27 protein-coding genes, 1 rRNA gene and 1 pseudogene (1 of these 29 only partly in view) are annotated in these 26,946 nt (G+C 39.9%); 1 reads left to right on the forward strand and 28 read right to left on the reverse strand.

Features of this window, described 5'->3' with window-relative positions:
- From EL087_RS06870 to EL087_RS06965, 20 genes and pseudogenes are all read right to left on the reverse strand, one after another.
- Window positions 1–1,328 (reverse strand): 16S ribosomal RNA (locus tag EL087_RS06870); it reaches 228 nt to the left of the window's first position.
- A 392-nt stretch (window positions 1,329–1,720) separates the two neighbouring features.
- A complete protein-coding gene (locus tag EL087_RS06875) occupies window positions 1,721–2,413 on the reverse strand; it encodes a methionine ABC transporter permease (protein ID WP_126407652.1) in 693 nt (230 codons plus the stop codon).
- Entirely contained in the window at window positions 2,414–3,475 is a 1,062-nt protein-coding gene (locus tag EL087_RS06880) for a methionine ABC transporter ATP-binding protein (RefSeq protein WP_106388183.1), read from the reverse strand. It lies immediately after the preceding gene.
- The gene (locus tag EL087_RS06885; protein WP_126407654.1) at window positions 3,468–4,841 is read right to left on the reverse strand and encodes a M20/M25/M40 family metallo-hydrolase; all 1,374 of its coding nucleotides are present in this window, start codon (window positions 4,839–4,841) and stop codon (window positions 3,468–3,470) included. The genes EL087_RS06880 and EL087_RS06885 overlap by 8 nt, the downstream gene beginning before the upstream one ends.
- A gap of 85 nt (window positions 4,842–4,926) precedes the next feature.
- Window positions 4,927–5,778, reverse strand: coding sequence for a MetQ/NlpA family ABC transporter substrate-binding protein (locus EL087_RS06890; protein WP_126407657.1), 852 nt, complete (start codon window positions 5,776–5,778; stop codon window positions 4,927–4,929).
- A 156-nt stretch (window positions 5,779–5,934) separates the two neighbouring features.
- Window positions 5,935–6,759 (reverse strand): amino acid ABC transporter substrate-binding protein, encoded by an 825-nt coding sequence (locus tag EL087_RS06895; RefSeq protein WP_126407659.1) that lies wholly within the window; start codon window positions 6,757–6,759, stop codon window positions 5,935–5,937.
- A 171-nt stretch (window positions 6,760–6,930) separates the two neighbouring features.
- Window positions 6,931–7,113 (reverse strand): hypothetical protein, encoded by a 183-nt coding sequence (locus tag EL087_RS06900; RefSeq protein ID WP_164558137.1) that lies wholly within the window; start codon window positions 7,111–7,113, stop codon window positions 6,931–6,933.
- Window positions 7,114–7,139: 26 nt separating this feature from the next.
- A pseudogene (locus EL087_RS09510) lies at window positions 7,140–7,597 on the reverse strand (SulP family inorganic anion transporter); the annotation flags it as partial.
- 137 nt (window positions 7,598–7,734) lie between these two features.
- Window positions 7,735–8,136: a helix-turn-helix domain-containing protein gene (locus EL087_RS06910; RefSeq protein ID WP_126407663.1), complete on the reverse strand. Its 402-nt coding sequence runs from the start codon at window positions 8,134–8,136 to the stop codon at window positions 7,735–7,737.
- A 511-nt stretch (window positions 8,137–8,647) separates the two neighbouring features.
- Entirely contained in the window at window positions 8,648–9,364 is a 717-nt protein-coding gene (locus tag EL087_RS06915) for a YebC/PmpR family DNA-binding transcriptional regulator (protein ID WP_021003131.1), read from the reverse strand.
- A 115-nt stretch (window positions 9,365–9,479) separates the two neighbouring features.
- Window positions 9,480–10,571: a nucleotidyltransferase gene (locus tag EL087_RS06920; protein ID WP_126407665.1), complete on the reverse strand. Its 1,092-nt coding sequence runs from the start codon at window positions 10,569–10,571 to the stop codon at window positions 9,480–9,482.
- Window positions 10,572–10,591: 20 nt separating this feature from the next.
- Complete coding sequence (locus tag EL087_RS06925; RefSeq protein ID WP_126407667.1) at window positions 10,592–11,791, reverse strand: ATP-binding protein; 1,200 nt, start codon at window positions 11,789–11,791, stop codon at window positions 10,592–10,594.
- 27 nt (window positions 11,792–11,818) lie between these two features.
- The gene (locus EL087_RS06930) at window positions 11,819–12,553 is read right to left on the reverse strand and encodes a class I SAM-dependent DNA methyltransferase (protein ID WP_126407669.1); all 735 of its coding nucleotides are present in this window, start codon (window positions 12,551–12,553) and stop codon (window positions 11,819–11,821) included.
- Between the two features lie 87 nt (window positions 12,554–12,640).
- A complete protein-coding gene (gene rsfS, locus EL087_RS06935) occupies window positions 12,641–13,006 on the reverse strand; it encodes a ribosome silencing factor (protein WP_003039702.1) in 366 nt (121 codons plus the stop codon).
- A complete protein-coding gene (locus EL087_RS06940; protein ID WP_126407671.1) occupies window positions 13,007–13,519 on the reverse strand; it encodes a cysteine hydrolase family protein in 513 nt (170 codons plus the stop codon). It abuts the gene before it with no gap.
- Window positions 13,516–14,112 (reverse strand): bis(5'-nucleosyl)-tetraphosphatase (symmetrical) YqeK, encoded by a 597-nt coding sequence (yqeK, locus tag EL087_RS06945; RefSeq protein WP_126407673.1) that lies wholly within the window; start codon window positions 14,110–14,112, stop codon window positions 13,516–13,518. Before yqeK ends, EL087_RS06940 begins: the two co-directional genes overlap by 4 nt.
- Window positions 14,102–14,743: a nicotinate-nucleotide adenylyltransferase gene (locus tag EL087_RS06950; RefSeq protein ID WP_106388174.1), complete on the reverse strand. Its 642-nt coding sequence runs from the start codon at window positions 14,741–14,743 to the stop codon at window positions 14,102–14,104. Before EL087_RS06950 ends, yqeK begins: the two co-directional genes overlap by 11 nt.
- 12 nt (window positions 14,744–14,755) lie before the next feature.
- Window positions 14,756–15,067, reverse strand: a complete 312-nt coding sequence (gene yhbY, locus EL087_RS06955; RefSeq protein ID WP_106083045.1) for a ribosome assembly RNA-binding protein YhbY — start codon at window positions 15,065–15,067, stop codon at window positions 14,756–14,758.
- 159 nt (window positions 15,068–15,226) lie between these two features.
- Complete coding sequence (gene yqeH / locus EL087_RS06960; RefSeq protein ID WP_126407675.1) at window positions 15,227–16,333, reverse strand: ribosome biogenesis GTPase YqeH; 1,107 nt, start codon at window positions 16,331–16,333, stop codon at window positions 15,227–15,229.
- 2 nt (window positions 16,334–16,335) lie between these two features.
- Window positions 16,336–16,863, reverse strand: coding sequence for a YqeG family HAD IIIA-type phosphatase (locus EL087_RS06965; RefSeq protein ID WP_022525446.1), 528 nt, complete (start codon window positions 16,861–16,863; stop codon window positions 16,336–16,338).
- A 149-nt stretch (window positions 16,864–17,012) separates the two neighbouring features.
- Between EL087_RS06965 and EL087_RS06970 the strand changes: the two genes are divergently transcribed.
- On the forward strand, window positions 17,013–17,639 hold the full coding sequence (locus EL087_RS06970; RefSeq protein ID WP_003039498.1) for a TVP38/TMEM64 family protein: 627 nt from the start codon (window positions 17,013–17,015) through the stop codon (window positions 17,637–17,639).
- A gap of 31 nt (window positions 17,640–17,670) precedes the next feature.
- Here EL087_RS06970 and EL087_RS06975 read toward each other — a convergent pair whose 3' ends face one another.
- From EL087_RS06975 to EL087_RS07010, 8 genes are all read right to left on the reverse strand, one after another.
- Window positions 17,671–18,582, reverse strand: a complete 912-nt coding sequence (locus tag EL087_RS06975; RefSeq protein WP_126407677.1) for a DMT family transporter — start codon at window positions 18,580–18,582, stop codon at window positions 17,671–17,673.
- 77 nt (window positions 18,583–18,659) lie between these two features.
- Window positions 18,660–20,093: an Asp-tRNA(Asn)/Glu-tRNA(Gln) amidotransferase subunit GatB gene (gatB, locus tag EL087_RS06980; RefSeq protein ID WP_003039491.1), complete on the reverse strand. Its 1,434-nt coding sequence runs from the start codon at window positions 20,091–20,093 to the stop codon at window positions 18,660–18,662.
- A complete protein-coding gene (gene gatA, locus EL087_RS06985; RefSeq protein WP_126407679.1) occupies window positions 20,093–21,559 on the reverse strand; it encodes an Asp-tRNA(Asn)/Glu-tRNA(Gln) amidotransferase subunit GatA in 1,467 nt (488 codons plus the stop codon). The genes gatB and gatA overlap by 1 nt, the downstream gene beginning before the upstream one ends.
- Complete coding sequence (gene gatC, locus EL087_RS06990; RefSeq protein WP_003026120.1) at window positions 21,559–21,861, reverse strand: Asp-tRNA(Asn)/Glu-tRNA(Gln) amidotransferase subunit GatC; 303 nt, start codon at window positions 21,859–21,861, stop codon at window positions 21,559–21,561. The genes gatA and gatC overlap by 1 nt, the downstream gene beginning before the upstream one ends.
- Before the next feature lie 76 nt (window positions 21,862–21,937).
- Window positions 21,938–23,677 (reverse strand): aspartate--tRNA ligase, encoded by a 1,740-nt coding sequence (aspS, locus tag EL087_RS06995; protein ID WP_126407681.1) that lies wholly within the window; start codon window positions 23,675–23,677, stop codon window positions 21,938–21,940.
- Window positions 23,678–24,177: 500 nt separating this feature from the next.
- Window positions 24,178–24,753, reverse strand: a complete 576-nt coding sequence (locus EL087_RS07000) for a cysteine hydrolase family protein (RefSeq protein ID WP_126407682.1) — start codon at window positions 24,751–24,753, stop codon at window positions 24,178–24,180.
- The gene (gene codY / locus EL087_RS07005; protein WP_003028802.1) at window positions 24,753–25,541 is read right to left on the reverse strand and encodes a GTP-sensing pleiotropic transcriptional regulator CodY; all 789 of its coding nucleotides are present in this window, start codon (window positions 25,539–25,541) and stop codon (window positions 24,753–24,755) included. The genes EL087_RS07000 and codY overlap by 1 nt, the downstream gene beginning before the upstream one ends.
- Before the next feature lie 164 nt (window positions 25,542–25,705).
- Window positions 25,706–26,920 carry a pyridoxal phosphate-dependent aminotransferase gene (locus EL087_RS07010; RefSeq protein ID WP_126407684.1) on the reverse strand — a complete coding sequence of 405 codons (1,215 nt, stop codon included), beginning with the start codon at window positions 26,918–26,920 and terminating at the stop codon, window positions 25,706–25,708.
- Between the last annotated feature and the right edge of the window lie 26 nt (window positions 26,921–26,946).

The following is a 26,946-nucleotide window of genomic DNA, read 5'->3' on the forward strand; positions in this document are numbered from 1 at the left end:
GCCTACAATCCGAACTGAGACTGGCTTTCAGAGATTAGCTTGCCGTCACCGGCTTGCGACTCGTTGTACCAGCCATTGTAGCACGTGTGTAGCCCAGGTCATAAGGGGCATGATGATTTGACGTCATCCCCACCTTCCTCCGGTTTATTACCGGCAGTCTCGCTAGAGTGCCCAACTCAATGATGGCAACTAACAATAAGGGTTGCGCTCGTTGCGGGACTTAACCCAACATCTCACGACACGAGCTGACGACAACCATGCACCACCTGTCACCGATGTTCCGAAGAAACTTCCTATCTCTAGAAATAGCATCGGGATGTCAAGACCTGGTAAGGTTCTTCGCGTTGCTTCGAATTAAACCACATGCTCCACCGCTTGTGCGGGCCCCCGTCAATTCCTTTGAGTTTCAACCTTGCGGTCGTACTCCCCAGGCGGAGTGCTTAATGCGTTAGCTGCGGCACTAAGTCCCGGAAAGGACCTAACACCTAGCACTCATCGTTTACGGCGTGGACTACCAGGGTATCTAATCCTGTTCGCTCCCCACGCTTTCGAGCCTCAGCGTCAGTTACAGACCAGAGAGCCGCTTTCGCCACCGGTGTTCCTCCATATATCTACGCATTTCACCGCTACACATGGAATTCCACTCTCCCCTTCTGCACTCAAGTTAAACAGTTTCCAAAGCCTACAATGGTTGAGCCACTGCCTTTCACTTCAGACTTTTCTAACCGCCTGCGCTCGCTTTACGCCCAATAAATCCGGACAACGCTCGGGACCTACGTATTACCGCGGCTGCTGGCACGTAGTTAGCCGTCCCTTTCTGGTTAAGTACCGTCACAGTATGAACTTTCCATTCTCACACTCGTTCTTCCTTAACAACAGAGCTTTACGATCCGAAAACCTTCTTCACTCACGCGGCGTTGCTCGGTCAGGGTTCCCCCCATTGCCGAAGATTCCCTACTGCTGCCTCCCGTAGGAGTCTGGGCCGTGTCTCAGTCCCAGTGTGGCCGATCACCCTCTCAGGTCGGCTATGTATCGTCGCCTAGGTAGGCCATTACCCTACCTACTAGCTAATACAACGCAGGTCCATCTACTAGCGATGCAATTGCATCTTTCAAGCATCTAACATGTGTTACATACTGTTATGCGGTATTAGCTATCGTTTCCAATAGTTATCCCCCTCTAATAGGCAGGTTACCTACGCGTTACTCACCCGTTCGCAACTCACAGTCTATGGTGTAGCAAGCTACGGTATAAACTGTGCGTCCTACTTGCATGTATTAGGCACGCCGCCAGCGTTCGTCCTGAGCCAGGATCAAACTCTCATATAAAGTTTGAGCTCTCACTCATTTCTGTCACTGACAGATTTATTGTTTCTTTTTAATGTTTGACGGACTGTTCTTAAACAGTCGCCTGCACATTGGTTCGTCTTGTTCAGTTTTCAAAGGTCTTTGTCGCCCCTCAAGCGACAACTATCTTAGTATATCACCTCCTCCTCTTCTTGTCAATACCTTTTTTTATCTTTTTTTATTTTTCTTAAACTTTTTCTTCCAATTTTTCCTGTCTCCTCTTTCTTATCTCCTGTAAACTGCTAAATACTTGTACTGGTCATACGAAATAGAAAATATGTATAAACTAAAAATTCTATGACCTATTATCATAGAACTTTTATATCATTTTTATATATATTTATTGTTTATCTCTAACAATCATCTCAGCTATCCTATTTATGGCTTAATTTTCTAGTCAAAAAATCACCCGCAAACTGAATGGCAAAGATAAGTACAATAATAATGATCGTTGCTAAAATTGTTACATCGTTATTATAGCGATTGAAGCCATAAGCAATCGCAACATTCCCGATTCCTCCAGCACCGACAGCACCAGCCATTGCAGTCTCGCCAACGAGAGAAATAAGAGTGACTGTTGTCACACGAATCAAATCTGGCAAACCTTCACGTAGATAGACACCAACTAGGTCACCGAAAGTCGCTCCGCTTGCCTGAGCAGCTTCGATAACACCGCCGTCCAATTCGGCAAGAACAACTTGAACTTGGCGAGCAAAGAAAGCAAATACGGCAAAAGAAAGTGGTACAATAGCTGCGTTTGGTCCAATACTAGTCCCCGCAATCAAGTGTGAAAAAGGTGAAAGAACAGCTAACAAAATAATAAATGGGATGGCGCGGAAGATAGACGTGATTTTGTCTAAAATCCAAAAAACTATTTTATTTTCCAAGACACCACCTGGAGCAGTCAAAACAAGAAAAAGCCCTGCAATTAACCCCAATAATCCACCAATAATAAAAGAAATAACTGTCATATATAACGTCAAGTAAATAGCTGTTCCCCAGCCAGCTTGACCGCTCCAACCCATTCGATAAACATTCGGCAAGTATGTTTGAATAAAGTTTTCCATCTATGCTTCTCCCTTCAATACTGTCAATTGAACACCAGCTTCACGAATGGCTGCTTTAGCCGCTGTTAGATTTTCCTTTTCACCAGATAAAACAACGACCAATTCTCCGACAGGTGTTCCACCTAAAATTTCAATATTTCCATAGAGTATATTGGCAGTAACTTGATGATGTTTGTAAATTTCATTCAGCAAGGGTTCATCTGTAGAGGTTCCTGCGTACTTCATTTGCACCAAGAGACTATTTTTCGCCAAATGTTTGACAATTTCTTGTTGCTCAATCTTGCCCATAGCTTCATCAATTCCTGTTGCAGTCGAGATGAAGTCTTTGGTTAAGTCTTGCTGAGGATTAGAGAAAATATCCAAAACAGAACCTTCTTCAATCAGTTGACCGTCCTGCATAACTGCGACACGATTAGCGATGTCTTTGACAATTTGCATTTCATGGGTAATCAAAACAATTGTTAATCCCAGCTTTTGATTTAAATCTTGTAAAAGAGCTAAAATTTGTTTAGTTGTTTTTGGATCTAGAGCTGAGGTTGATTCATCAGAAATCAAGATTTTAGGGTCATTTGCCAAGGCACGCGCGATTGCAACCCGCTGTTTTTGCCCTCCAGAAAGCTGAGAAGGATAATTTTCGGCACGATCGGCTAAACCAACCAACTCCAACAGGGTACGCACTTTTTCTTTTTTTTCTTCTTTTGATAGACCAGAATGTTTCAACGCAAAAGCGACATTTTCTTCTGCCGTCAATTGACTCATCAGATTAAAATGTTGAAAAATCATGCCGATATCTTGACGTTTGCGGCGCAGCTGTTCTGCTGTCAAGGTTACTTTATTGTCAAAAAGAACATCATCATCTACAATAATTTTCCCGCTCGTTGGAACTTGCAGTAGGTTAATGACACGAACCAAGGTTGATTTCCCAGCCCCAGAATAACCGACAATTCCATAGATATCTCTTTCTTGAATATGAATCGTCACATCTTTAACTGCTTGAATCTGACGTTTCTTTTGTTGAAAGGTTACATCAATGTGATCTAACTGAATCATTTCTTTACTCATAACTTGCAATCAGCTCCTCTACTAATTCAATATGGGTGTAATAATCTGCAATGCGGACATTTTCGTCACCGCCATGGTCTCGACTATTCGCATTTCCAAGTCCAAAGGCGACCATTGGTACCTCAAGTGCTTCAAATACCGTGTGCATCGGTCCTGTACCTGCTGTAGTTGGTAAGACAGAAACTCCTTTTTGATAGAATTTCTTAGCTAGTTCAATGACATTTAAAATCGGCGACGCACTCATATCACTACGATAGCTCATTTCTCCCAAAGTATAAACTAATTCTACCTTATCAAAACCATTTTTGTCGAGTTGTTTGCGAATCAGTTCCAATACTCCATGTGGTTCCAGTCCTGGCACTAAGCGAACCTCTACTTTTGCCGAAGCTTCTGACGGAAGAATCGTCTTCACTCCTTGACCTTGGTAACCAGAAGTAATTCCTTCAATGTTCAAAGATGGTTCAAAGAAAATTCGATTTAAAAAAGATTTTTTCTCTTCTTGTAATAAAGGTAATTCCAAACCATAAATAGTTTCTACTTCTTCTGGACTGCGCTGAGCGTATTGTTCCACTAAAGCTAACTCTCGTTGATTAGGTGTGATTACTTGATCATAAAGCCCTTCTACCTGAATACGTCCATCCTTATCTCTCAAGCTAGCAAGGGCGTTCAACAAGTACCAAGAAGCCGAATCAATCACACCACCAAAGCTAGAATGAATATCCACTTCCGCACTTTTGACCTTCATATCAAAGGTCACAATTCCCTTGTTCCCACCAGAAATTTCTAGTTGACCCAAAGAATTTTTAATTCCTTGTTCCCAAACGAGAAGATCTGCCCCTTGCAGAAGCACCTTGTGTTTGGCTAGGTATTTTTCTAAATCAACAGAAGCAGACTCTTCTGCTCCTTCCATCATAAAAATGACATTGACAGGTAACGTTTTATGCTTTTGTAAATATTTTTGCATAGCCGTCAAACGCGCGATAATATGTCCTTTGTCATCATCTACTCCGCGACCATACATGCCACCGTCTCGAATAGATAAGGTAAATGGGTCATCTGTCCAAATCTGATCGCTATCTGCCGGAACCGTGTCGTAGTGATTATAAAAAATAATTGTCTTAGCTGTAGGGTTTGAACTTTTAAACTTCGCTATCACAAATGGCGCTGTATAGTTGTCATCTAATTCCACCTCCGCACCAGCTTTTGTAAAGATTTCTTTTAGATAAGCAGCCACTTCTTGTAAACCGACTTGTTGAGCGAAGATTGATTTTTTAGCAATCAAAGTTCGTAAAATGGCGATATATTCTTGTGTTACTATATCTTGTTCAAATTTTTTAATTTGCTCTTCTTCACTTGAAAATGTCATATTTTCTCCTTATAGAATGGCGACAAAACTCAGTCGGTAATTCCAACTGAGTTTTTAGACTGAAATACAGCTAATGAAATAAAGATTACCAAACCGGTTGGTCTAAACCGTCTGATGTTTCTTCAACCACTTTTTTCACTTCATCTGAATGATAAGCTTTAATGAGTTTCTTAATGGCATCTGCTTTTGGAGATTTTTCCCAATCTTTTTTAGCTGCAATGATGTTAAACCATTGTTTTGAATTTTTATCTTTCGGTTCAATGAACAAGGCTTTTTTATAGTCCAATTTTGCTTCTGTTACAAATGTATTGTTTACAACGGCTGCATCTACTGAAGTCAATGAGCGAGCTGTTTGACTAGCATCCAATTCTGTAATTTTCAATTTTTTCGGATTTTCTTTGATATTTGCCACAGTTGCCAATTCATTTCCAGACTTGTCTAATTTAATCAATCCTGCAGATTGCAATAAATTAAGCGCCCGACTTTCATTTGTCGCATCATTTGGAACTGCAATTTCTGCACCATTTGGAATTTGATCTACTTTCGTATATTTATTTTTTCCATTTTTGGTGCCAGAGTAGAGGCGAATTGGTGAAATATAAGTTTCAGCAGTTGCAACTAAGTTTTGCTTGTTTTCCTTGTTCCAGTTGTTCAAGAAATAGTAATGTTGGAAAGCATTGATATCCACTTCACCATCAGCGACCGCTTTATTTGGTTGCGAGTAGTCCGTAAATTCTGTAAATTTCAACTTGATATTATCTTTTTTCAACAATTCTTGAATCTTGTCCCAGCGTTTTTCTTCTGAGTCACTCTTTGTCATCACACCAACTTTAATCGTTTTGGCGTCGTCACTTTTATTTCCTGAACCACAAGCTGCTAAGCCAATCACTGCTGCAGCTGCTAGAGCTGTTATTCCAAACCATTTTTTAAATTTCATTTTCTGTCTCCTTTAAAAATCTTATGAAAATAGTATCGCACATATTTACCTAATTGACAAATTGTTATTTCATAACAAAGGGTATAGTTATAAACTATAACTGTTTTGTATAAGAAAACCAGCTGAAACTTTGAAACTAGCTGGCTTTACATTCTCTTATTTCACATCTGCTTCTACTGGCAAGTAACTACCGCCAAAGAATTTTTGGGATAGTTTTTCCAGAGTTCCGTTTTTATACAACTCTTGAATGCGCCTATTAACAAATGTTTTCAACTCATCTTGTCCTTTTGCTAAAAGTGGATAAACATAAGGTTGTTGGTCACTTGGTAAATCAATCACTTTCAAGTTGTCCAGTTTTTGATTTTTAATGACTGTTTCTACACCAATTTTATCAAAAATCTTATAATCAAACTTACCGTCGTTTAAATGACTCATAATCTGTTGAAAATCTGCTTTTGTATAGCTAATTTTCGTTGGATTGCCAGAATGTTCTTGGTTGTATTTTTCTAATTGTGCTGCAGTCGTTGTCCCTTGTACAACTTCTGTTGTTTTCCCACCAATATCATCCAGCGATTGAATGCTTTTATCAGATTTTTTCACCACTAAAACGTTTGGATTTTTAGCAGTTGGAGCTGCATACAAATACTTTCCTGCACGTTCTTTTGTATAGCTGATATTGTTGACCGCCATTTGGTAGCGATCACTATCCAGACCTGCGAAAATACCTGACCACTCTGTTGTTTCAAATTTTACCTTGTATTTGTCAGAATCTTTAAAGATCGCACGAACGACTTCGATTTCATAACCTGTTAGTTTACCATTTTCTTCATAGTTAAACGGCTTGGGTGAAGCATTCGTTGCGACTTTAATTTCTGTTTTTCCAGATGAAGTCGTTGATTTTGAATTGGAGCACGCTACTAAAGCTCCTATTGTCAAAAGCCCAAGGGCTGTTAAAGAAGAATATTTCAACACTTTTTTCATATTCCTATAATAACCTCTTTCATTAAGATAAATCTTATCATATCAAATATTTTCCTTCTTGACTATTATTTGATTTTTATCAAAGTGATAGATTTTCTTTATCAAGTAGAGCTAAACGAAATCAGATTTTTACCAAACATTGATACATTTGACGAATAGTGGAAAACTCAATTACTTTTCTAAACTAGCTGCGCGCGTTAAAGCGACATCAATATTAGCACAAAAGTTGTCTGCACCAACTCTATCAATAAAGCTTGCTTTTTCCATGACATGGTAAGGTTGTTCGTTGACATTGCCAAGGAGCTCTTCAAGAGCATCCAATCCTAAAATATCCATTGCAGACACACTGCGCATACGAAGAATTAAGACATTTTTGCCTTGTTCAGACAAAATAAGTCCTTGATTTGTCCAACGATGATTCCAACGGCAATTCCAAGGGTAAATCCAACAGTGATGGTCTTTGAAATAAATTTAATCAGATCATCAAAATGCAACAAACCTATGCCAATGAGCATAAGACCAGCTAAGAAAGTAGCCACTGTCAGACCAGCCAGAACGTATTGCGCAATAATTCCATAAATGATAACAACCAAAGCGGCTGTTGGCTCACCAATCTGAACACGACTCCCACCTAAAAAAGGAAATGAAAAAACCAACTACAACAGCTGTATAAAGATCTTGCTCTGGATTGACCCTCGAAGCAATCGCTAAAGCAATTGACAATGGTAAGGCAATAATTGCCACGATAATCTAGCTACAAGGTCTTTGACAAATTGTGCACCCGAATAATTCTTTACCATACTAAAAACTTAGGATTGATATGCTTAAAAGCGTCCATTTCCCCTGTTCCCAGACGCTTGCGAGAATCTTATTACCATTGTAATATAACCCCATGTAAAATCTCTAGATGACCTGAATATGAAAACTTACCAGAAAAGGCGATAGTTATTTCACCAACGCCTTTAACAATTATTCTCATTCGTTTCTATCCTTTAGTGAGGAGATAGAAAGGCTGGCTAAACCAAGTCCAAGCATTGTCAGTGCAGCCTTAGTGTCCACTTTTCCTAAAGCAGATAAAACCACTACAACAATCCCCATGGCTACTCCAAGTCCTCTCAACACGGTGTCAACAATATCAGATTTTCTATTTTTCTTGTTTTCTGTCATCACTGTCTGTCCTTGCATCAGCTCATCTACCGATGTATCAAACAGGTCTGCTAATTTAGGAATGGTATTAATATCTGGATAGGATAAATCTCTTTCCCATTTTGAAACAGCCTTATCAGTGACCCCCATCTTTTCAGCCAGTTCTAATTGTGTCATCCCTTTTGCTTTCCTTAATGATGAAATCATCATACCTAGTGTTTGTTTTTTCATCAGATTTTTCCTCCCTCCATTTGCTAATTATATTGTAGCACCTTTTCTTACAAACTCAATCGACCAATAGTTTACTTCTCTCAACTTATAGTTTATCACTGGTTTGTCTGCTTTTTACGCTCCTTATTTGAATTTTTAGAATAAACTAATCTACAACAAGCAGTCTTGGAAACCAACCTCACTCTTCAACTACATATTATTAGCTAGCCACCTTTTCTACCAAACTTCATGTCTACTCTATCAAAGTAAAGAAGATACTAGCTCAACATACTTACGGTCTTATAACTAAATTTCTTAAAAAACACTGAGAGATTAGTAAGTAACAAAAAAGAGACTGGGACAAAATTATCTCAGTCTCAATCTGTATTAGTAAAAAACTCTTGACGCAGTAGCTGTCGGACTCTTCATTTGCTTTTTAAGCTCAGAAGAGTATCTAAGCAACCCTGCGGTGGTGGGACAGAAGTAAAAATTAAAAATATTTACTTCTGTCCCACCACCTCTTTCTTCACTATTAAAATCCTTCTACATTTGTATAAATCTTTTGGACATCTTCGTCATCTTCCAAAACAGCATACAATTTTTCAAATGTTTCTAAGTCTTCACCTGATAAGGTCACATCAGATTGTGGAATCATTTCCAATTCGGTAACTTGGAATTCTTCTACACCAGATTCGCGGAGAGCAGTCAAGGCTTTGTGCAAATCTGTTGGTGCTGTATAAACGGTGATAGTACCGTCTTCTGCTTCAACGTCATCTACGTCTACATCTGCTTCTAACAATTGTTCAAAGACGCTATCTGCATCGTCTCCTGCAAACACAATCACACCTTTATTATCAAACATATAAGACACTGAGCCACTCGCTCCCATGTTTCCACCATTTTTACCAAAGGCAGAACGAACATTTGCTGCGGTACGATTGACATTTGAAGTTAGTGTATCCACAATAAGCATTGAACCATTTGGACCAAAGCCCTCATAACGTCCTTCAGTAAAGGTTTCGTCTGTATTTCCTTTTGCCTTATCTAACGCTTTGTCAATAACATGCTTTGGCACTTGCGCTTGCTTCGCACGTTCAATAACAAATTTCAAAGCTGAGTTCGATTCTGGATCTGGCTCTCCTTTTTTAGCTGCTACATAGATTTCAACACCAAATTTAGCATAAACTTTTGAGTTTGCACCGTCCTTGGCAGTTTTTTTCGCCACAATATTGGCCCATTTACGTCCCATTGGATGTTCTCCTTTAGATTTTCACTTTTTCAATCTTTTTTATTATATCACAAGTCAGGTTGAATTTCACTAGCAAATTATTGACAATAACCAGCTCTATAAAATAATTTTTGCATCAATCTACCATTATCGGGATTTTCCCAAAATTCTGCTCCTCTAGTTGGGCGTTCCCTAGCTGATAAATACAATCAGCTCGCTGGGTTAAGGAATCCCATGGTTCTTGACCGATGCGACTGACGAAGTCTGTTTTCCCTTTCATCTTTTTAAGATGTTCTCGACCTGCTTGAGTAAAGCCCAAGATATGAATACCGCTAGGCAACTGATCATTTCTTGCACCGACCAAAATATAAGTCAGAATTCGTCTGATTCGTGCTTTCGTATATCGCTTGGTTGCGACTTGTTCGACCAACTCCTCTACGCTATAACTGGTTTTCACTGCTTCCTGCAAGCGTACCGAAAGTTCTCGATTAACCTGATAAAAACTCGTCAAATCGGGATGACTGATAATCTGGTAACGCAGCAAAGGATAAAGTGCTGACCAGGTCACTTTGGGAGACTGAATCAGCAGTTCATGAGCCGAGGTAAATTTCTCCAGAAAGTCTGGACAATTAAGACGCTCTCTAAGAGCCGTAGCTGAGGCATATTTTAAATTTTCTTCTTGCGAATGATAGCCAGCTCCCTGACGCTTGATTGGGAGAAGTTCGATAGCCTTATCCGCACAAGCTTTGGCATAGGAAAGCCCTAAAATATGATTTGGGGTATTGCCTGTGAAATTTACACCAGCAAACTTTTCCCACATTTTCTGTGTTTTCTGTGGATAAGACAAATCATCTGGCAAACTTTGTACGTAGTCCACCATTTTCTGTTGATTATCTATATAAATCTGTGAAAAATGTTGATAATCTAAGACCTCTTCCGTGCCAAAGACCAACGTATCCACACCTAGACGCTCTAAAATATCCACCGCACCTTGTGCGAAGTAGTCAGCTGACTGAACAGCCACCAAAAATGGCAATTCAACCACCAAATCCGCTCCATTTCTTAGTGCCATTTCCGTGCGCGTCCACTTATCCACAATTGCAGGCTCACCACGTTGGACAAAATTACCGCTCATAGCAACAATCTTGACCCCCTCAGCCTGCGACAGCAAATACTTATGCCCATTATGAAAGGGATTAAATTCAGCAATAATACCAGTAACAGTCATGGAGTGCTCCTAAATTTATACTAATAATCTATTCTTCTATATTCACTTAACATTTTTTGAAGTATACATATGTCCTCACATTCCTGCTTAAATGCACCATCAGTATAGCCATTTCCTAATTTTGGAATTGTAGGAACAATACTTTGAATTTCACTAGAGTAATGTTTTCTGCATTCTTTCCAATTTCTTTTAACAAATCGCTTAAAATTTAATCTTTCTTCTTTTGAGTTAAATACCAAAATGCTTTCAAAAAAATTATTTCTAGAGATTCTTGCATCATCAGTATATTCTTTACAATACAAGAATTCATTAAGTTTAAAAATTAATGAATCTTTTTCCATATATTTAAACATAACATCCCATCCCCTAATAGCATTGAAAGCTATACCATCGGTTTCTGGACATGGAGTAGCATATCTTCCACCATCTAAAGATAAACCTACAAAATCTGCTAGTAAAGTTTGATGATAATATAATTGTATTGTTAAATAACTAGGAGTAGAATCAAATTGAAAAAAGTGATAATATTCATATCCATGTCGACTTTCATCAAAATCATAAATTAGTCTATATTCTGGGAAAAATTTATAATACATTTCCATAATATAATCTGAAGTATTTATCCAATTCTTTGTATCTTTTAAATAAATTTCAAATTTTTCAATTGGTGTTTGAAGAAGACCCAATCTTTTTTTCCATAAATATTCAACCTTATCTATGTCTGCGGACTTATCTTTTGGAGTATTACTATCTTGGATTCTTGTATAAATGTGACTTGCTTTTAAATTTTTGAAGTTTTCTTTCAGATAGAATGGTGTTTGTCTGCTATTATGAATTATTATTACATCTAAAGTAAACGATTTTATAAAAACTTGTTTTACAGTTACAATTGGTCGAATATCTCCTGCAAATTTTTTATCCTTCAAAAAATCAACAATTTTTTGAGTATTCCTCCGATTGTGATCTGCAGCTACATCATACAACGAAAAATCTTCATCATCTACACCAATAATAATATAAGCGTCATGATTAGCTAAATTATTTGCCATACATATAATATCATGTAAAAGATCAACAACTTTACTAGAATCATACCATTGACGCTTAAAATCCCAATATTCTCCCTCTTGATGAAGTTCAATCAAGTTAATAATTTCAGATTCCAAATCACTATTTATATTACCTTTTTGAAAATAGCTCATTTCTGCACCACTTTCCATTAAAAATCACACACACTTAAATTCCCCCTACTTCTCACACACAAAGAACCAGCGGTTTGATTTTTTGCGTGGCTTTATGTCCTCAAAGTCGGCGTAAAGTTTGAATGATTTGAAGCCTGCTTGTTCCAAGAGAATATCGTAAGTTAAGACTTCGTAAGTGCGTTCTTCGTGGACTTCGTCGTAACGTGTGAAGCGCCCGTCTTCGTCTTGCAAGAAAAAGGTCAATTCATGCACGACTGAATGTGGCGCCTCATCAGCGTACGTATCCCAGACCATGGCAAATTCTTCAGCGTTTTCATGGTAAGAATAGCCAGGAAAGACTGTGTCTGTCTGGTAAGTTGAGTGCACGTCAAAGATGAATACTCCGCCTTCGTTCAAGCAGTTGTAAACTTGCTGAAAGACATCACCGACTTCAATTTCATCGGCCATATAGCAAATTGAATCAGAGTAGCAAGTCACCAAATCATATTTACCAGCTTGCGACAAATCAAGCATGTTGCCCTGTCTGAATTCAATAGCTTCACCTGCTTCTTTGGCACGTTTACGAGCGATTTCAAGCATCTCATCACTCAAATCCAATCCCGTCACATCAAAGCCAGCTTTGGCAAAGCGTACGGATTGAATCCCAGTTCCACAAGCTAATTCTAAGAGCTTTTTCTTATTTTTTGGAAAATGGCGGAGCGAAAAATCGGTCCATTTATCATAAAGACTATCATCCATAATAGCATCATAGACTGATGCGAAGGTTTCATAAGTTGTCATCTTATCTAGAAGTACCAAAAAGGTACTCTTCCTTTCTTCTCATTGAAAGAGGTTGGGACAATGTCCTCAACCCTCATCGTTTTTTATCTACAAGGCTTGTTTCTCAAGCAATGGTGTCACATCCACACCAACGGCTTCATGCCAGAGTTTTTCAAGGTTGTAGTGATTCCGCATTTCCTCAGAAAAAATATGAACAACCACCTCGCCTAGATCCAAAAGCACCCAGCCTCCAGCAGAGTCTCCTTCTACATGGCTAGCTGATTGCCCTGCTTCTGTAACTTTTTCACGAATATTATCAGCAATCGCTTCTAGTTGACGGCTGTTCATAGAGCTGGCAATGACAAAATAGTCTGTCATCGTCGTCAATTCTTGCAAATCTAGCACAGTAATGTCTTCTGCTCGTTTTTCATCCGCTGCTTTTACAACAATTTCTAAAAGTTCTTTTTTATCCATTTAATCCTCTTTTAAAATTTCTTCTAAATCAGCCACTTGGGCAAAACGTCCATTCCAAGCGTTTTCATAATACTGTATTAATTGTTCTGCTGTAATTTCTCTTTCAGCAAAGGTAGTCGTGCCATTTTTAACAACTGCCAAATTATAGCCAAACTCAAACGCTACCTTAACAGTCGTATCAATGCAATAATTCGTTGCCATGCCAATGATAATCAGCCGCTCAATAGCTTGGCTATCCAGATAAGTCTGTAAATGAGTTTCTTTAAAAGCACTATTATAATGTTTATCAAAGATTTTTTCGCCAACTTCTGGAGCAATAGCTCCGTAAATTTCCCAGCCATGACTTCCTGTCAGTAGTTCGTCGTCATTGTGGCGGACATAAATCACTTCAATGTTTTTCTCACGACAAGTGGCGATTGCTTTTTGCCAGACAGATAAGCAGTTATCAACAGCATACGGTTTAGCCTCTATCAAGGCTGTTTGAATATCAATCACTAACAGAGCCGTTTTCATTTGTCATCTTTCATAAAGCCAACATACGCATTATAAGTCTCAATGGTTTGTGGGAAGATAGGCAAGCCCTTATGTGCCAGGTGCTCTACCGTCCGCGCTGTTTCGTAGGCAACCGCCTTATTTAACGATTTTTTAGCAATTTCACGTGCTTGCTCCACTCCTGGAAAGTTCCGATTAGGCTCAATATAGTCTGCTACGTAGACCACCTTATCTAAATCGGACATTTGGGCAGAACCTACGGTATGAACTTCGATAGCTCGTAAAATTTCTGGATCTGTCAATCCTAAATCTTCCTGAATTTTATAAATGCCGACCCTGCCATGCCAGACATTATTTCCCCAATCTTTCAATGCTGGATCCAGAGCATACTTATCAATCAGTGCCAGAAATTCTTCGTCAGAGAGCTTTTTTGCATAATCATGAAGCAGACCTGCCAAACCAGCTTTTTCTACATCTACACCGAAGCGCTCTGCCAAGTCAATCGCTGCTTGTTCCACTCCCAGACAATGTTTAAAACGTTTCTCTGGTAAAAGATGCTGCATTTTGACTAAAAGCTGCTCACGAGAAATTCCCACGTAAGTTTCATATCCCATTATTGTAAAGCCCTTCTTTCTCAATATAGTCTAAAACTGGCTTGGGTAGGAGAAAATTAGGCGTCCTACCTTGAGCTAGAAAATCTCGAACCATGCTCGAAGAAATATCCATCAACGGCACATCTACCCAGATAACTGGATAAGAGGTACCAGCTTTATAACGGGGGCGCTGAACACCAACAAATTGCACCAAATCAACTAATTCGTCAATTCGATGCCACTTGGGAAGGTAATCTACCATGTCTGCTCCGATAATGAAATAATAATCTGCATCTGGATGTTTTTCCGTCAAGAGCTTCATCGTATCATAGGTGTAACTAATACCCTTTCTCTCTAACTCAATGGTTTCAATTCCCAGACCTTCAATACCTTCAATCGCCAACTCCAGCATTTTCAGTCGGTGCTTCTCATCAATCGTGGATTTCTTATCAACATGTGGTGGCTCATACTCAGGCATCAGCAAGACTTGATCTAAACATAATTGTTGACGAACTTGATCCGCCACAACCAAATGGGCATTATGAACTGGATTAAAGTTTCCACCTAAAATCCCCACCTGCTTTCTTTTTTTTGCTTTTACTTCTGGTTCCAACTTCACCTTGGTGAAGGGAGTCAGTAATTCAATTGCCATAGGCTGCTTCCTCTAAATTTCTTTTACCTTTACTGAAATTTTGCGGTTTTCCTTTTTGCTAGACTGTTTGTAGAGAATCAAAGTACGACCAATTTTTTGAACAGTATCCACACCGATTTCCTCTTCGAGAATTTCTGCTACTTCATGGATGTTCTCATCTGTATTTTGTAGAAGAGTTACTTTAATCAATTCTCTAGCATCTAGAGCTTGGCGGACACTCGTTTTAATCTGGTCGTTGAGACCGTTTTTGCCAATTTGAATGATTGGTTTGAGGCTGTGAGCCTGACTATTCAAAAAAGCTCGCTGTTTAGATGTTAATGACATAATAAGATACAAAGAACGACAAAACCAACAGAAAACTAGGAAATTCGACGAAGAATCAATGATTTTCTAAGAGAATTTTTCTATTTTCCAAAGTTTTAGCTCGTGTTCAATTCCTTTCTAAAAATTGGTTTAACTGTGACGGTTTCTTACTAGAATTCCTTAGATAATGGCTTTTCGGGTCACTACTGCAACTCCATCTGGTGCCCAGGCTACAATCTTTGCTGGCCCTGTCACGCGAATCCAGCCCAAGCCTGAAAAGACTACATCTGTTTTGGTTTCAATTTTCAACTCATGTTTGACGAGCTGAGGAAAATCTGCCACTTCTTTTTTAGAGGGTGGTGCTAGCAAAGAGCCAACATGCTTTTCATAAAATTCTCCCGCTCCTACAAGCTTGGTGCGGTGCAATTTGAGTTCATTGTCAAAATAAGCCGTAAAGCCTTGTTTATCACCTGACACAAAATCAAAGCGCCCCAAGCCCCCTAAAAAGAGGGTTTGTTCAGGATTGAGTTGGTAAGTTTTGGGTTTGATTTCCTTTTTAGGACTGACATATTTAAGATTTTTAGCAGACAGATAATGAGCCATTTGGTGGCGGTGGATAATCCCTGGTGTGTCGTAGATATGACTGCCGTCAGCCAGCGGAATCTCAATCTTATCCAGTGTGGTCCCTGGAAAACGCGAAGTCGTAATGATTTCCTTATCCCCAGTAATTTCCTGAATAATGGCATTGATAAGTGTGGACTTACCAACATTGGTCACGCCGACCACATAAACATCTCGGCCTTTCCGATATTGCTCAATCTTTTCAATCAATTCTTTAATCGCTTGCTTGTTTTGAGCTGAAGTCAAAACTACATCAACAGGGCGCAGTCCTTCCTCGTGAGCCCGCTCCGTCAGCCATTGGGCAACCTTGCTCGTCTTAACCGACTTAGGGAGAATATCTTTTTTATTCCCGACCAACAGCACATCGTTACCAGCCACAAAGCGTGGCAAACCCGGAATCACCGAACCATTAAAATCAAAAATATCTACTACATTGACTACGAGAGCATTGCTGTCGCCGACTTCGTGGAGAAGTCTGAGAAAATCATCGTCTGTCAATTGCACATCGGTAATTTCGTTGTAGTGACGCAGACGGAAACAGCGCTGACAATACAGCTCACCTGTCTCCATTCCCTTTTCCAAAGCCGACTGAGGGGTGTAGCCAAGCCTATCCTTATATTTTGTCTGAATCGATGCTCCGCACCCAATACAGAGAATATCTTCCATACTTAAATTCCTTTTTTATACTCAATCGGTCCATATTTTTCGGTGATTTTTTTCAACACACGACGCTCACGAGCTCGGTTAATCTGGGTCTTTAACGAATCATGCTCAACCAGTGGCTTAACCAAAATCGAACGAATTCCGGCTCTATGAGCAGCTCGAATGTCAGTCATGAGCTGATCTCCCACCATGACTACTTCATTTTTCTCAAAATGAAATTCTTTCAGCGCCCGATCAATCCCCCAAGTGAATGGTTTCATAGACCAACAGACATAGTCAATTTCAAACTTTTCAACTGCTCGTTTGACTCGTTTTTTAGTGTTATTGGACACCACAATAATCCGAATCCCTGCATCGCGCACATCATGGAGCCACTGCTTCATTTCCGGCGTTCCGTCGGGATTGTTCCATGCGATAAGAGTATTATCTAAATCCACCAAAACAGCCTTGATACCGTGTTTTTTTAAACTTTCAACTGTCAAATCATAAACTGCCTCAATCGCAAAATCAGGCATGTAGTTTTCAATTGCCACATTTCTCTCCAAACATTATACTTCTACCTATTTTAACATAAAAAAAAAGTTTTCGCACCCTAGATTTTTTCATCGATTTTATGTACAATTTGCCAAAAAATGTTTAAAAATGTTATAGTAAGAATAGAGAATTTAACACGGAGGAACTTATGGCAAATACGAGTAAGAAAATGACTGCCGTCTCCCCTCTTTTACAAAAATTTATCAACTGGTCTTCTATTGTTGGGGCAGTTGGAACAGTAATTTTCTGTATCTGGGCCTATTATACTGGCATTTTACAATCCAAAGAAACTCTGTCAGCCTTTATTAAGCAAGCTGGCATTTGGGGACCGCCACTCTTTATTTTCCTGCAAATTCTACAGACAGTTGTTCCTATTATTCCTGGAGCTTTGACTTCGGTTGCTGGTGTTTTTATTTATGGTCATATCATTGGAACCATTTATAATTATATCGGCATCGTCATCGGCTGTGCTATTATTTTTTACCTAGCGCGTACCTACGGTTCTGCTTTTGTCCAATCGGTCGTCAGCAAACGCACCTATGATAAGTACATCGGTTGGCTGGATGAAGACAATCGTTTTGAGCGTTTTTTCATCTTTATGATGATTTGGCCTATCAGCCCAGCGGATTTTCTTTGTATGTTAGCAGCCTTAACAAAGATGACCTTTAAGAAATATATGATGATTATCATTTTGTGCAAACCAATCACACTAGTCATCTACACTTACGGTTTGACATATATTATTGATTTCTTTTGGCAATTATTTTCAAAATAAAAGGCAGAGCGAAACAAACGGCTCTGTCTTTTTATAAAATGCCTTTTCGTTTTTCCAATATCAAATCTTTTATAGAAATCAAGGCAACTGCTGATAAAATTATGAACATCCCGACAAAATCCAAAAAGTAAAATTGCTCGTGCATTATGAGAAAGGCAAAAAATACAGCCGATATAGGCTCAACAGCTGCTAGAAGGCTAGATTTTACCGGTCCAACCAAACTAGTTCCTTTGAGAAATAGCGTATAGGCGATAATTGTCCCTACTAGAATAATCCCTACTAAAGCCAGATATACTTCCGTTGACAACTGCCAATGAAAATGTGAAATACCGCTAAATGGCGTTAAGACAATGCCTGCTAACATCATACCCACTCCAATCACTGAAATACTGCCCCACATCTTTATCAGCTGAATCGGAATAAGAATATACAAAGCGTAAGTAAAGGCTGCAAACAATCCCCAGAATAGTCCTGTAGGTGTGACAGATAACTGATTGAATTGTCCATGGGTAGCAATCAAAAAGGTTCCACCAACCGCTAATATCATAGACAATACTTCTGTCACAGTAGGTGCAACACAGTCTTTGAGACAAGTGTAAGCAAGGATTCCCACCGGACAGACATATTGTAAAACGGTTGCCGTTCCTGCATTGCTTTCATAAATAGACTTTAAATAAGCAAATTGATTAAGCAACAATCCTAATAAAGCAAACAGTGTTAAAGACATCATCGCTTTTTGATCTTTTAGCATTTCAACCAATTTTCTACGATTAGTTAGCAACATATACAATACCAACAGAAGTCCTGCAATTAAAAGTCGAATATTCGTTAAAACTAAAACAGGAAATCCATGCGTCATCAAGTATTGTCCGCTCGTCCCAGACAATCCCCATGCAATTCCTGCGACTAAGGTTAAAATGGTGCCTTTTGCTATTTTTGACATATCTTACCCCCAAGCTTTTCCATTCTATGATTATAGCACAAAAAATCAGCCGAAACGACTGATTTTTTTTTTAGATTTTACAACTTTGCCAATTCTTCATTAAGAAGTTTTTGAGCTACTTGTGGATTAGCTTGTCCTTTGGTTGCTTTCATGAGCTGACCAATTAAGGACTTGGCAGCATTCTTATTGCCACCCTTGTAGTCGTTGATTGCTTTTTCATTATTGGCAAAAACCTCTTGGATGATTGGAAGAAGTTGTGCTGGGTCAGAAATCTGCACTAAGCCAGCTTTTTCAACGTATTCCTTGGCTGAACCACCATTCTTCGCCAAATGAACAAAGACTTTTTTAGCGATTTTAGAGGAAATCGTACCGTCTGCCACCAAACTCAACATTTCAGTCAAGTTGACTGGTGTTAAGCCGATTTCTTCAATCGTTTTACCTTCAGCATTGAGGTATTGAGCAACCTCACCTTGGAGCCAGTTTGACACAGATTTCGCGTCTCCACCTGCTGTCACTGCAGCTTCAAAGAAGTCAGAGATGTTCTTCGTTGCTGTCAATTGCTTGGCATCATAGTCTGACAATCCAAAGTCTGCCTTGTACTTAGCCCGACGTTCTTTTGGAAAGGCTGGTAAATCTGAGCGCACTGACTCAATCCAACTATCATCAATCTCAAAGTTTGGTAGGTCAGGCTCTGGGAAGTAACGATAGTCAGCCGAGCCTTCCTTGACCCGCATAAGTAGGGTTTCACCCGTTGCTTCGTCATACCGGCGAGTTTCTTGACGAATTTGACCGCCGCTACGCAAAATCTCAGCCTGACGTTTTTCCTCAAAGGCCAGACCTTTGCGAACAAAGTTGAAAGAGTTAAGGTTTTTCAGCTCAGTCTTGGTTCCAAATTCTTCTTGACCATAAGGACGGATAGAAATATTGGCATCCACGCGCATGGACCCTTCTTCCATTTTGACATCAGAAATGCCAGTATACTGGATAATTTCCTTGAGAGCTGTCAGATAAGCATAGGCTTCTTCTGGACTTCGCATATCCGCTTCTGAAACAATCTCAATCAGCGGCACGCCTTGGCGGTTAAGGTCAACATAAGAGTAGCCATCGCTGCCGTGGGTATTCTTTCCGGCGTCTTCTTCCAAGTGGGCCCGCTCAATGCGAATTTTCTTAGTCGTGCCGTCTTCTAGTTCAATCTCAATCCAGCCATTGTAGCCAATTGGCTCGTCAAATTGAGAGATTTGGTAAGCTTTCGGATTGTCTGGATAGAAATAATTCTTGCGGTCAAAGTGCATCTTTTGATGAATGTCCATATTGAGCGCCAGAGCAGCCTTAATACCGTAATCAATAACTCCCTTGTTCATCACCGGCAAGACACCTGGGAAAGACCAGTCAATGATATTGGTGTTGGTATTTGGATCTTCTCCGAAATGAGCCGGTGCTGGTGAGAAAATTTTTGAATTTGTTTTTAATTCAACGTGGACTTCCAGCCCAATAATCGTTTCAAAGTTCATTATTTTTCACCTCCAAAAATGACTGGTTTTTGCTTGTGGTAGTCTGTCGTTGCTTCAAAAGCAGCTGCCACTTGATAAATCGTTTCTTCATCAAAATGATTTCCAATCAATTGCAGACCAACCGGAAGTCCGTCCGCAAAGCCTGCTGGAATAGAAATACCAGGAAGCCCTGCCAAATTGACCGGAATTGTCAAAAGGTCAGCCAAATACATCGCTACTGGATCGTGACTTTGAGTTCCTAAGTCGTAAGCAACCGTCGGTGCAGTTGGTCCTAAAATCAAATCATACTTTTCAAATACCTTGGCAAAATCTTGCATAATGAGCGTCCGAACTTGACCTGCTTTCTTGAAATAAGCATCGTAATAACCAGAAGATAGACTAAATGTTCCCAACATAATCCGGCGCTTCACTTCCTCACCAAAACCTTGGCTACGAGACTTGACATAGACATCTTCTAAGTTCTCAATCTCATCTGCCCGATAGCCATAACGAATCCCATCGAAACGTTGCAAGTTAGAGCTGGCTTCAGAGGAAGCGATGATATAGTAAACCGCTACCCCATATTTGCTGTGCGGCAGGCTGACTTCTTCAACAATCGCTCCCAGACTTTCCAAATGTTTAGCAGCTGCCAAAATGCGTTCCTTGACTTTTTCATCAATCCCTTCACCCATATATTCTTTTGGAAGAGCAATTTTCAATCCTTTAATATCTTGACCAATCTTGCTAGTGAAATCAGGAACAGTTCGTTGAGAAGAGGTTGAGTCTTTTTTATCATTGCCTGCAATTACGCCCAACAGCTGAGCGTTTTCTTTGACCGTCTGAGAAAAAGGTCCAATTTGATCCAACGAGCTACCAAAAGCAATGAGCCCAAAGCGAGAAACTCGTCCATAAGTTGGCTTCAGTCCGACCACTCCGTTAAAGGAAGCTGGCTGACGGATAGAGCCACCGGTATCAGAACCTAAAGACAAGCGAACCTGACCAGAAGCAACTGCTGTCGCTGAACCACCAGATGAACCACCGGGAACTTTTGTAGCGTCCCAGGCATTTTTCGTAGTCTTAAAATAAGAATTTTCACTGGAGCCACCCATGGCAAATTCGTCCATATTGGTCTTACCAATGACAATCATATCTTTCTCATGGAGTTTTTCTACACTGGTTGCATCAAAAATTGGCTTATAATTGTAAAGAATTTTTGATGCAGCTGTCGTTAAAATCCCCTTAGTAGAAATATTGTCCTTAACAGCTAGTGGAATCCCGCTCATAAGATTATCTGCGTCAATTCCCTTCACGTCTACTGCTGCTGCTTGCGCCAATGCTTCTTCTTCACTAATCGTAATAAAGCTATCAACTGCACTTTCTCGACTCTTAATATCTTCCAGAGTAGCTTTCGCCAGCTCAACTGCGGAAAGTTCCTTTTTGACAAGGAGATCATGCAATTCTTCAATTGTTTTTTGATTCAAAGTCATTAGGCGTCTCCTCCGTCATCTAGAATAGCAGGCACTTTGATATAGCCTCGCTCTTTTTCAGGCACATTTTGGAAAAGTTCTTCTCGATTCCAACCTGCAACTGCTACATCTTCACGCATATAGTTGACATTTTCTGCAACATTTGATGTAAAAGGCACACCAGTCGTATCAACTTCGTTTAACAACTCCACCATGTCCACAATTTTTGACAAAGTTGTCGCAAATTCTGCCGTTTCTTCAGGTGAAAAAGCTAGTTTTGACAAGTGGGCAACATGCGTTACTTCCTCTTGAGTAATTTTCATCTCTGTTTCCTTTCTCTTCTTTTATTTTTCAGCATAGCCGAAAAACAATCATCTTCTTATTTTATCACAAATAGGCTTAGTTCTTCAATTCCAAATGAAGTTCTTTCACTTGACTCACATCTACTTGGCTGGGACTTTCTAGCATAGGATCAAAACCAGTTCCATTTTTAGGAAAGGCAATGACCTGACGAATATTTTCTTCACCAGCTAAAATCATGACCAGTCGATCCAAGCCCAGTGCTAGACCACCATGCGGCGGGAAACCATAATCAAGCGCTTCTAAGAAAAATCCAAAGTCCCGCTCGTAATCTTCTTTTTCCATGCCCAAGAGTTCAAACATAGCTTCTTGACTCTTTCGATCATGAATCCGCAGGCTACCGCCCCCAATTTCATAACCATTAAGGACAATATCATAGGCATGACTTTTGATTGAAGCTAAATCTTCTTCCTCATTTTCAAAAATTCCTTGGGTGAACGGGTGGTGCATGGCTTGATAGCGCCCCTGCTCCTCATTCCACTCTAGCAAAGGCCAATCTAATACCCAAAGGAAGTCCAGTCGACTCTGATCGATTAAATCTAATTGTTTGGCAATCTCCAATCGCAAGTGCCCCAAGGCTTCCTGAGCTTGTCTTTTCTTGGCGATGACCAGTAAAAGCAAATCACCGTCTTGCGCTTCAAATCGGTCTAGGAAGGCAGCTGCTTCTGCTTCAAAAGTCGAAGCCAAATCCCCTTGAAGTTCACCTGCTTCCACTTTAAGACTAGCAAACCTACTAGCTCCAAATTCTTTCATTTCCTGATAGAAATGACTGAGTTGCTTCTTCGTGAAAGAATCCGCAGCATCAGGAACACAGATACCCCATAATTCTTCATGACGAGCAAAAGCCTGTTTGAGCAAAAGAGAGGGATTATCCTGACAGAGAGCGGTCAGATTTTTCAGTTCCAAACCAAAACGCGTATCCGGCTTATCCGTACCAAAGCGGTTCATGGCTTCTTCATAACTGATAGTCGGAAAAGCCTCTGTCAGTTCCAAACCATGAGTTTTCTTGACAACCGCTTTGAGCATCTCTTCTACAAGCATGCGAATGTCTTTTTCACTAGCAAAACTCATTTCCATATCGACCTGAGTAAATTCAGGCTGACGGTCTCCCCGTAAATCCTCATCTCGAAAGCAGCGAACAACTTGATAATAACGCTCCAGACCAGCTCCCATTAGGAGTTGTTTCAGCATTTGGGGACTTTGAGGCAAGGCATAAAATTGATTTTTAAAAACTCGGCTAGGAACCAAAAAGTCTCTGGCTCCTTCTGGCGTGGACTTCGTCAAATAAGGCGTCTCTACTTCCAGAAAATCCTTACCGTCTAAGTAGTCACGAATTGTGCTGGTTACTTGATGACGAAGTTTGAGGTTTTCTGTCATCTTACTTCGACGCAAATCCAGATAGCGATATTTCTGTCTCAACTCTTCTCCTGTATGGGCGTGCTGATCGACTTCAAAAGGAAGAGGCTTACTGTTTGAAAGGATTTGAATTGCCTCTGCTCGTAGTTCCACCTGTCCAGACTTGATAGCTTTGTTGACAAAGCGACTTTCTCGCTCGACAACTTCTCCTGTAACAGCAATCACATCTTCCTTATGTAGATGATCAATTTCCGCAAAAGCTGGGCTATCACCTGCGACAAAAACTTGAAGCAGTCCTTCTCGGTCTCGTAGCTCTATAAAAGCCAATTTCCCATGATTTCGGATATTTGCGACCCATCCAGTCGCTGTCATTTTCTGACCAACTTGTTCTAAACCGTAGTTTCCAATAAAAACTTCTTTCATGTTTTCTGCCTCTTTCTAAATTCATTTTCAAATTAACCATTTGCCGCAAATTACTTATAGAAATCTACGACCGTAGCTCTAAATACCAAAGCATTTTAGGTTTACAGCTTTTGTCCAACGGACAAAATTGCATCCGCTCTTCAAAGTACTAAGAATTATAAGGAACATCGACCTTACTTCCTAATCTATGCCCACGGCTCTAAACGCTAAAGCATTTAGAGCTATAGAAAAAACAGCTTTCGTCTGTATAAACAGACGAAAGCCGTGGTACCACTGTTATTCGTTGCATTGCAACCTCTGGCTCGTAACGTGAGCAGACGTTTGTGCTTTGATTCACACAAATTATTTACAATGATCTAATAGTTTCAGACAATATCATCCTTTGCCATTAATAGTATAGAAAAAAACCATTTTATCATTGACAGTACGTTCTTCGGATTTTGCTTCCTTGGCGCTGCTCTCAGCTTTCAGCACTCTCTGTTCAAGTCAACAAGCCTACTCTACTGCTTTTTTACTTTTAAATTGTTATCTATTATAGTCGAACCTAAAACATTTTGCAAGTGGTTTAGAGCAAATTTATGATTTTCTTCTGAAAGAGAAGCCACAGCCGACTCTATCACCTCAATTTGATACCCTAAATTATAGGCATCAATAGCTGTGTGGAGAACGCAAATATCCGTCAGAACACCAGTCAAAATCACCGTGTCAACTTTTCTTTCTCGCAGACGAATATCCAAATCTGTTCCCGAAAAAGCTGAATAATGCCGTTTATCCATCCAAAAGACGCGAGAATCTGCTTTATGCTCCTGATAGAAATCAGCCAATGATCCATAAAGGTTACGTCCACTAGTTCCCTTGATGTTGTGTGGCGGAAAGAGTTTACTCTCTGGGTGAAAACTATCCCCCTCATCATGGGCATCAATTGCAAAAAAGATATAATCTCCTCGATCAAAAGCAGCCTTTGTTACCTGTGCAATGGTTTCAGAAATTGACTGAGCTGGCACACCTGCTGTTAATTTCCCATCATCCGCTACAAAATCCACCGTATAATCAATCGAAATCAATGCTTTTGTCATCAGTAATCTCTCTTTTTAATCTCTTCAAAGACATCTGGAATAAGGACTTTAAGATAGGTTCCTTTCATTCCTAGAGAGCGACTTTCAATAATACCTGCACTCTCTAGTTTGCGTAGAGCATTGACAATCACTGAGCGAGTGATGCCAATACGATCCGCAATGACCGATGCTGTTAACTGACCTTCATTGCCGTTTAATTCACCCAAAATAGCTGAAACAGCTCGTAATTCTGAATAAGATAAAGTATTCACAGCCATGGTTACCGCTGTTCTGCGACGAATATTTTTTTCATCTTCTTCTCGTTGGAAATTGAGTAACTGAATACCAACCACTGTACTTGCAATTTCTACTAAGATTAGATCATCATCGTCAAATTCTTTATCATTGCGCCAAACAATCAAGGTCCCTAAGCGAATCCCTGAAACGTGGATAGGTGAAATTGTCGTCAAGCCATCTGGAAATTCATCTTTGGTTTCGACAGGAAAAATTGACAAATCATGATTGACAGGAAGATTGGCTTCTGTGTCATACATTAAATTCGCTGTGCGAACATATTCTTCTGGGAAGATTTTCGTTTGATAAAATGCTTCCACTCGGTCATTATTCGTCTTGTAGCGCATGAAATACCCCAAAAGACGCCCTTTACTGTTTACAATGCAGGCATTGCAATCCATAATTTCAGCTAACTGCTGAGTAATTGCATTGTAAGGTAATTCATCTTGCAATCGCTCATCTGAACGACGCAAAATAGATGTAATTTTTCGTGTTTTTGCTAATAAGTTTGCCATAATTTACCTCGCATATAATCTTATTGATTATATCATAAAGCGCTTTAATCTTCAACAATTACCTGAAAATTGTTTATTGAGATACAATTGTGTACAATTAGTCCTGCTAAGTTTATTACTCTTTTATTTCAGCAACAAAAAAGCAACCTTTCGGCTGCTCTTCGTCATCTCCGATATTGCCTTAAGAAACGAGTCATCTTTTCTTGAATTTGTGCCAGTTCATCTACACGAGGCAGATAAACAATCCGGAAATGATCTGGATCTTTCCAGTTAAAGCCTCGTCCGTGCACCAGCAAAATCTTTTCTTGCTTTAAGAAATCAAGCACGAATTGCTCATCGTCATCTACTCGATACATTTCCCTATCAATTTTAGGAAAAATATAAAGCCCCGCTTTAGGTTTGGTTGCTGACAAGCCTGGAATTTCATTGATAGCCTTGTAAATAAAATTCCGTTGCTCATAAATGCGCCCACCAGGAAGCAGCAATTCATCAACTGATTGATAACCACCAAGAGACGTTTGTACCACATGCTGAGATAAGACGTTTGAGCACAAACGCATATTGGATAGCATGTTTAGCCCTTCAATATAATCTTTCACGTGATATTTAGGACCAGATAACACCATCCACCCGACACGAAAACCCGCGATACGGTGTGATTTAGACAAGCCGTTCATGCTGACACAAAAGAGGTCAGGAGCCAAACTGGCGATAGCCGTATGTTTCTCACCGTCCATCACTAAACGGTCATAAATCTCATCTGCAAAAATAATCAAGTTGTTTTGCCGCGCAACTTCAACAAGTTCTTCCAACACCTCTTTAGGATACAAAGCTCCTGTCGGATTGTTTGGGTTGATAACGATAATAGCTTTTGTATTAGAAGTAATTTTCGATCTAATGTCATCAATATCTGGGTACCAATCAGCAGCTTCATCACAAAGATAGTGAACAGCATTCCCTCCTGCTAAACTGACCGCTGCGGTCCAGAGAGGATAATCCGGCATAGGTACCAGCACCTCATCGCCATTGTCTAGCAAACCTTGCATAGACATGACAATCAGCTCGCTGACTCCATTTCCAAGGTAGACATCGTCAATATCAACATTTGGAATATTCTTTAACTGGCAATATTGCATAATGGCTTTTCGAGCAGAAAAAATCCCTTTCGAGTCTGAATACCCCTCGCTATCACGTGCATTCATAATCAAGTCATGAATCACCTCATCTGGCGCTGTAAAACCAAACTCAGCTGGGTTTCCTGTATTCAAACGGAGGATTTTCTCACCGTTTGCGCGCATCCGCATGGCTTCTTCTAAGACAGGACCACGAATATCATAAGCCACATGTTCTAATTTTGTTGATTTATTAAATTCTTTCATCGAATTTTTCCTCATTTCAAAAAAGT

The sequence above is a fragment of the Streptococcus milleri genome (genome assembly GCF_900636525.1).
Taxonomy (GTDB): Bacteria; Bacillota; Bacilli; order Lactobacillales; family Streptococcaceae; genus Streptococcus; species Streptococcus hominis.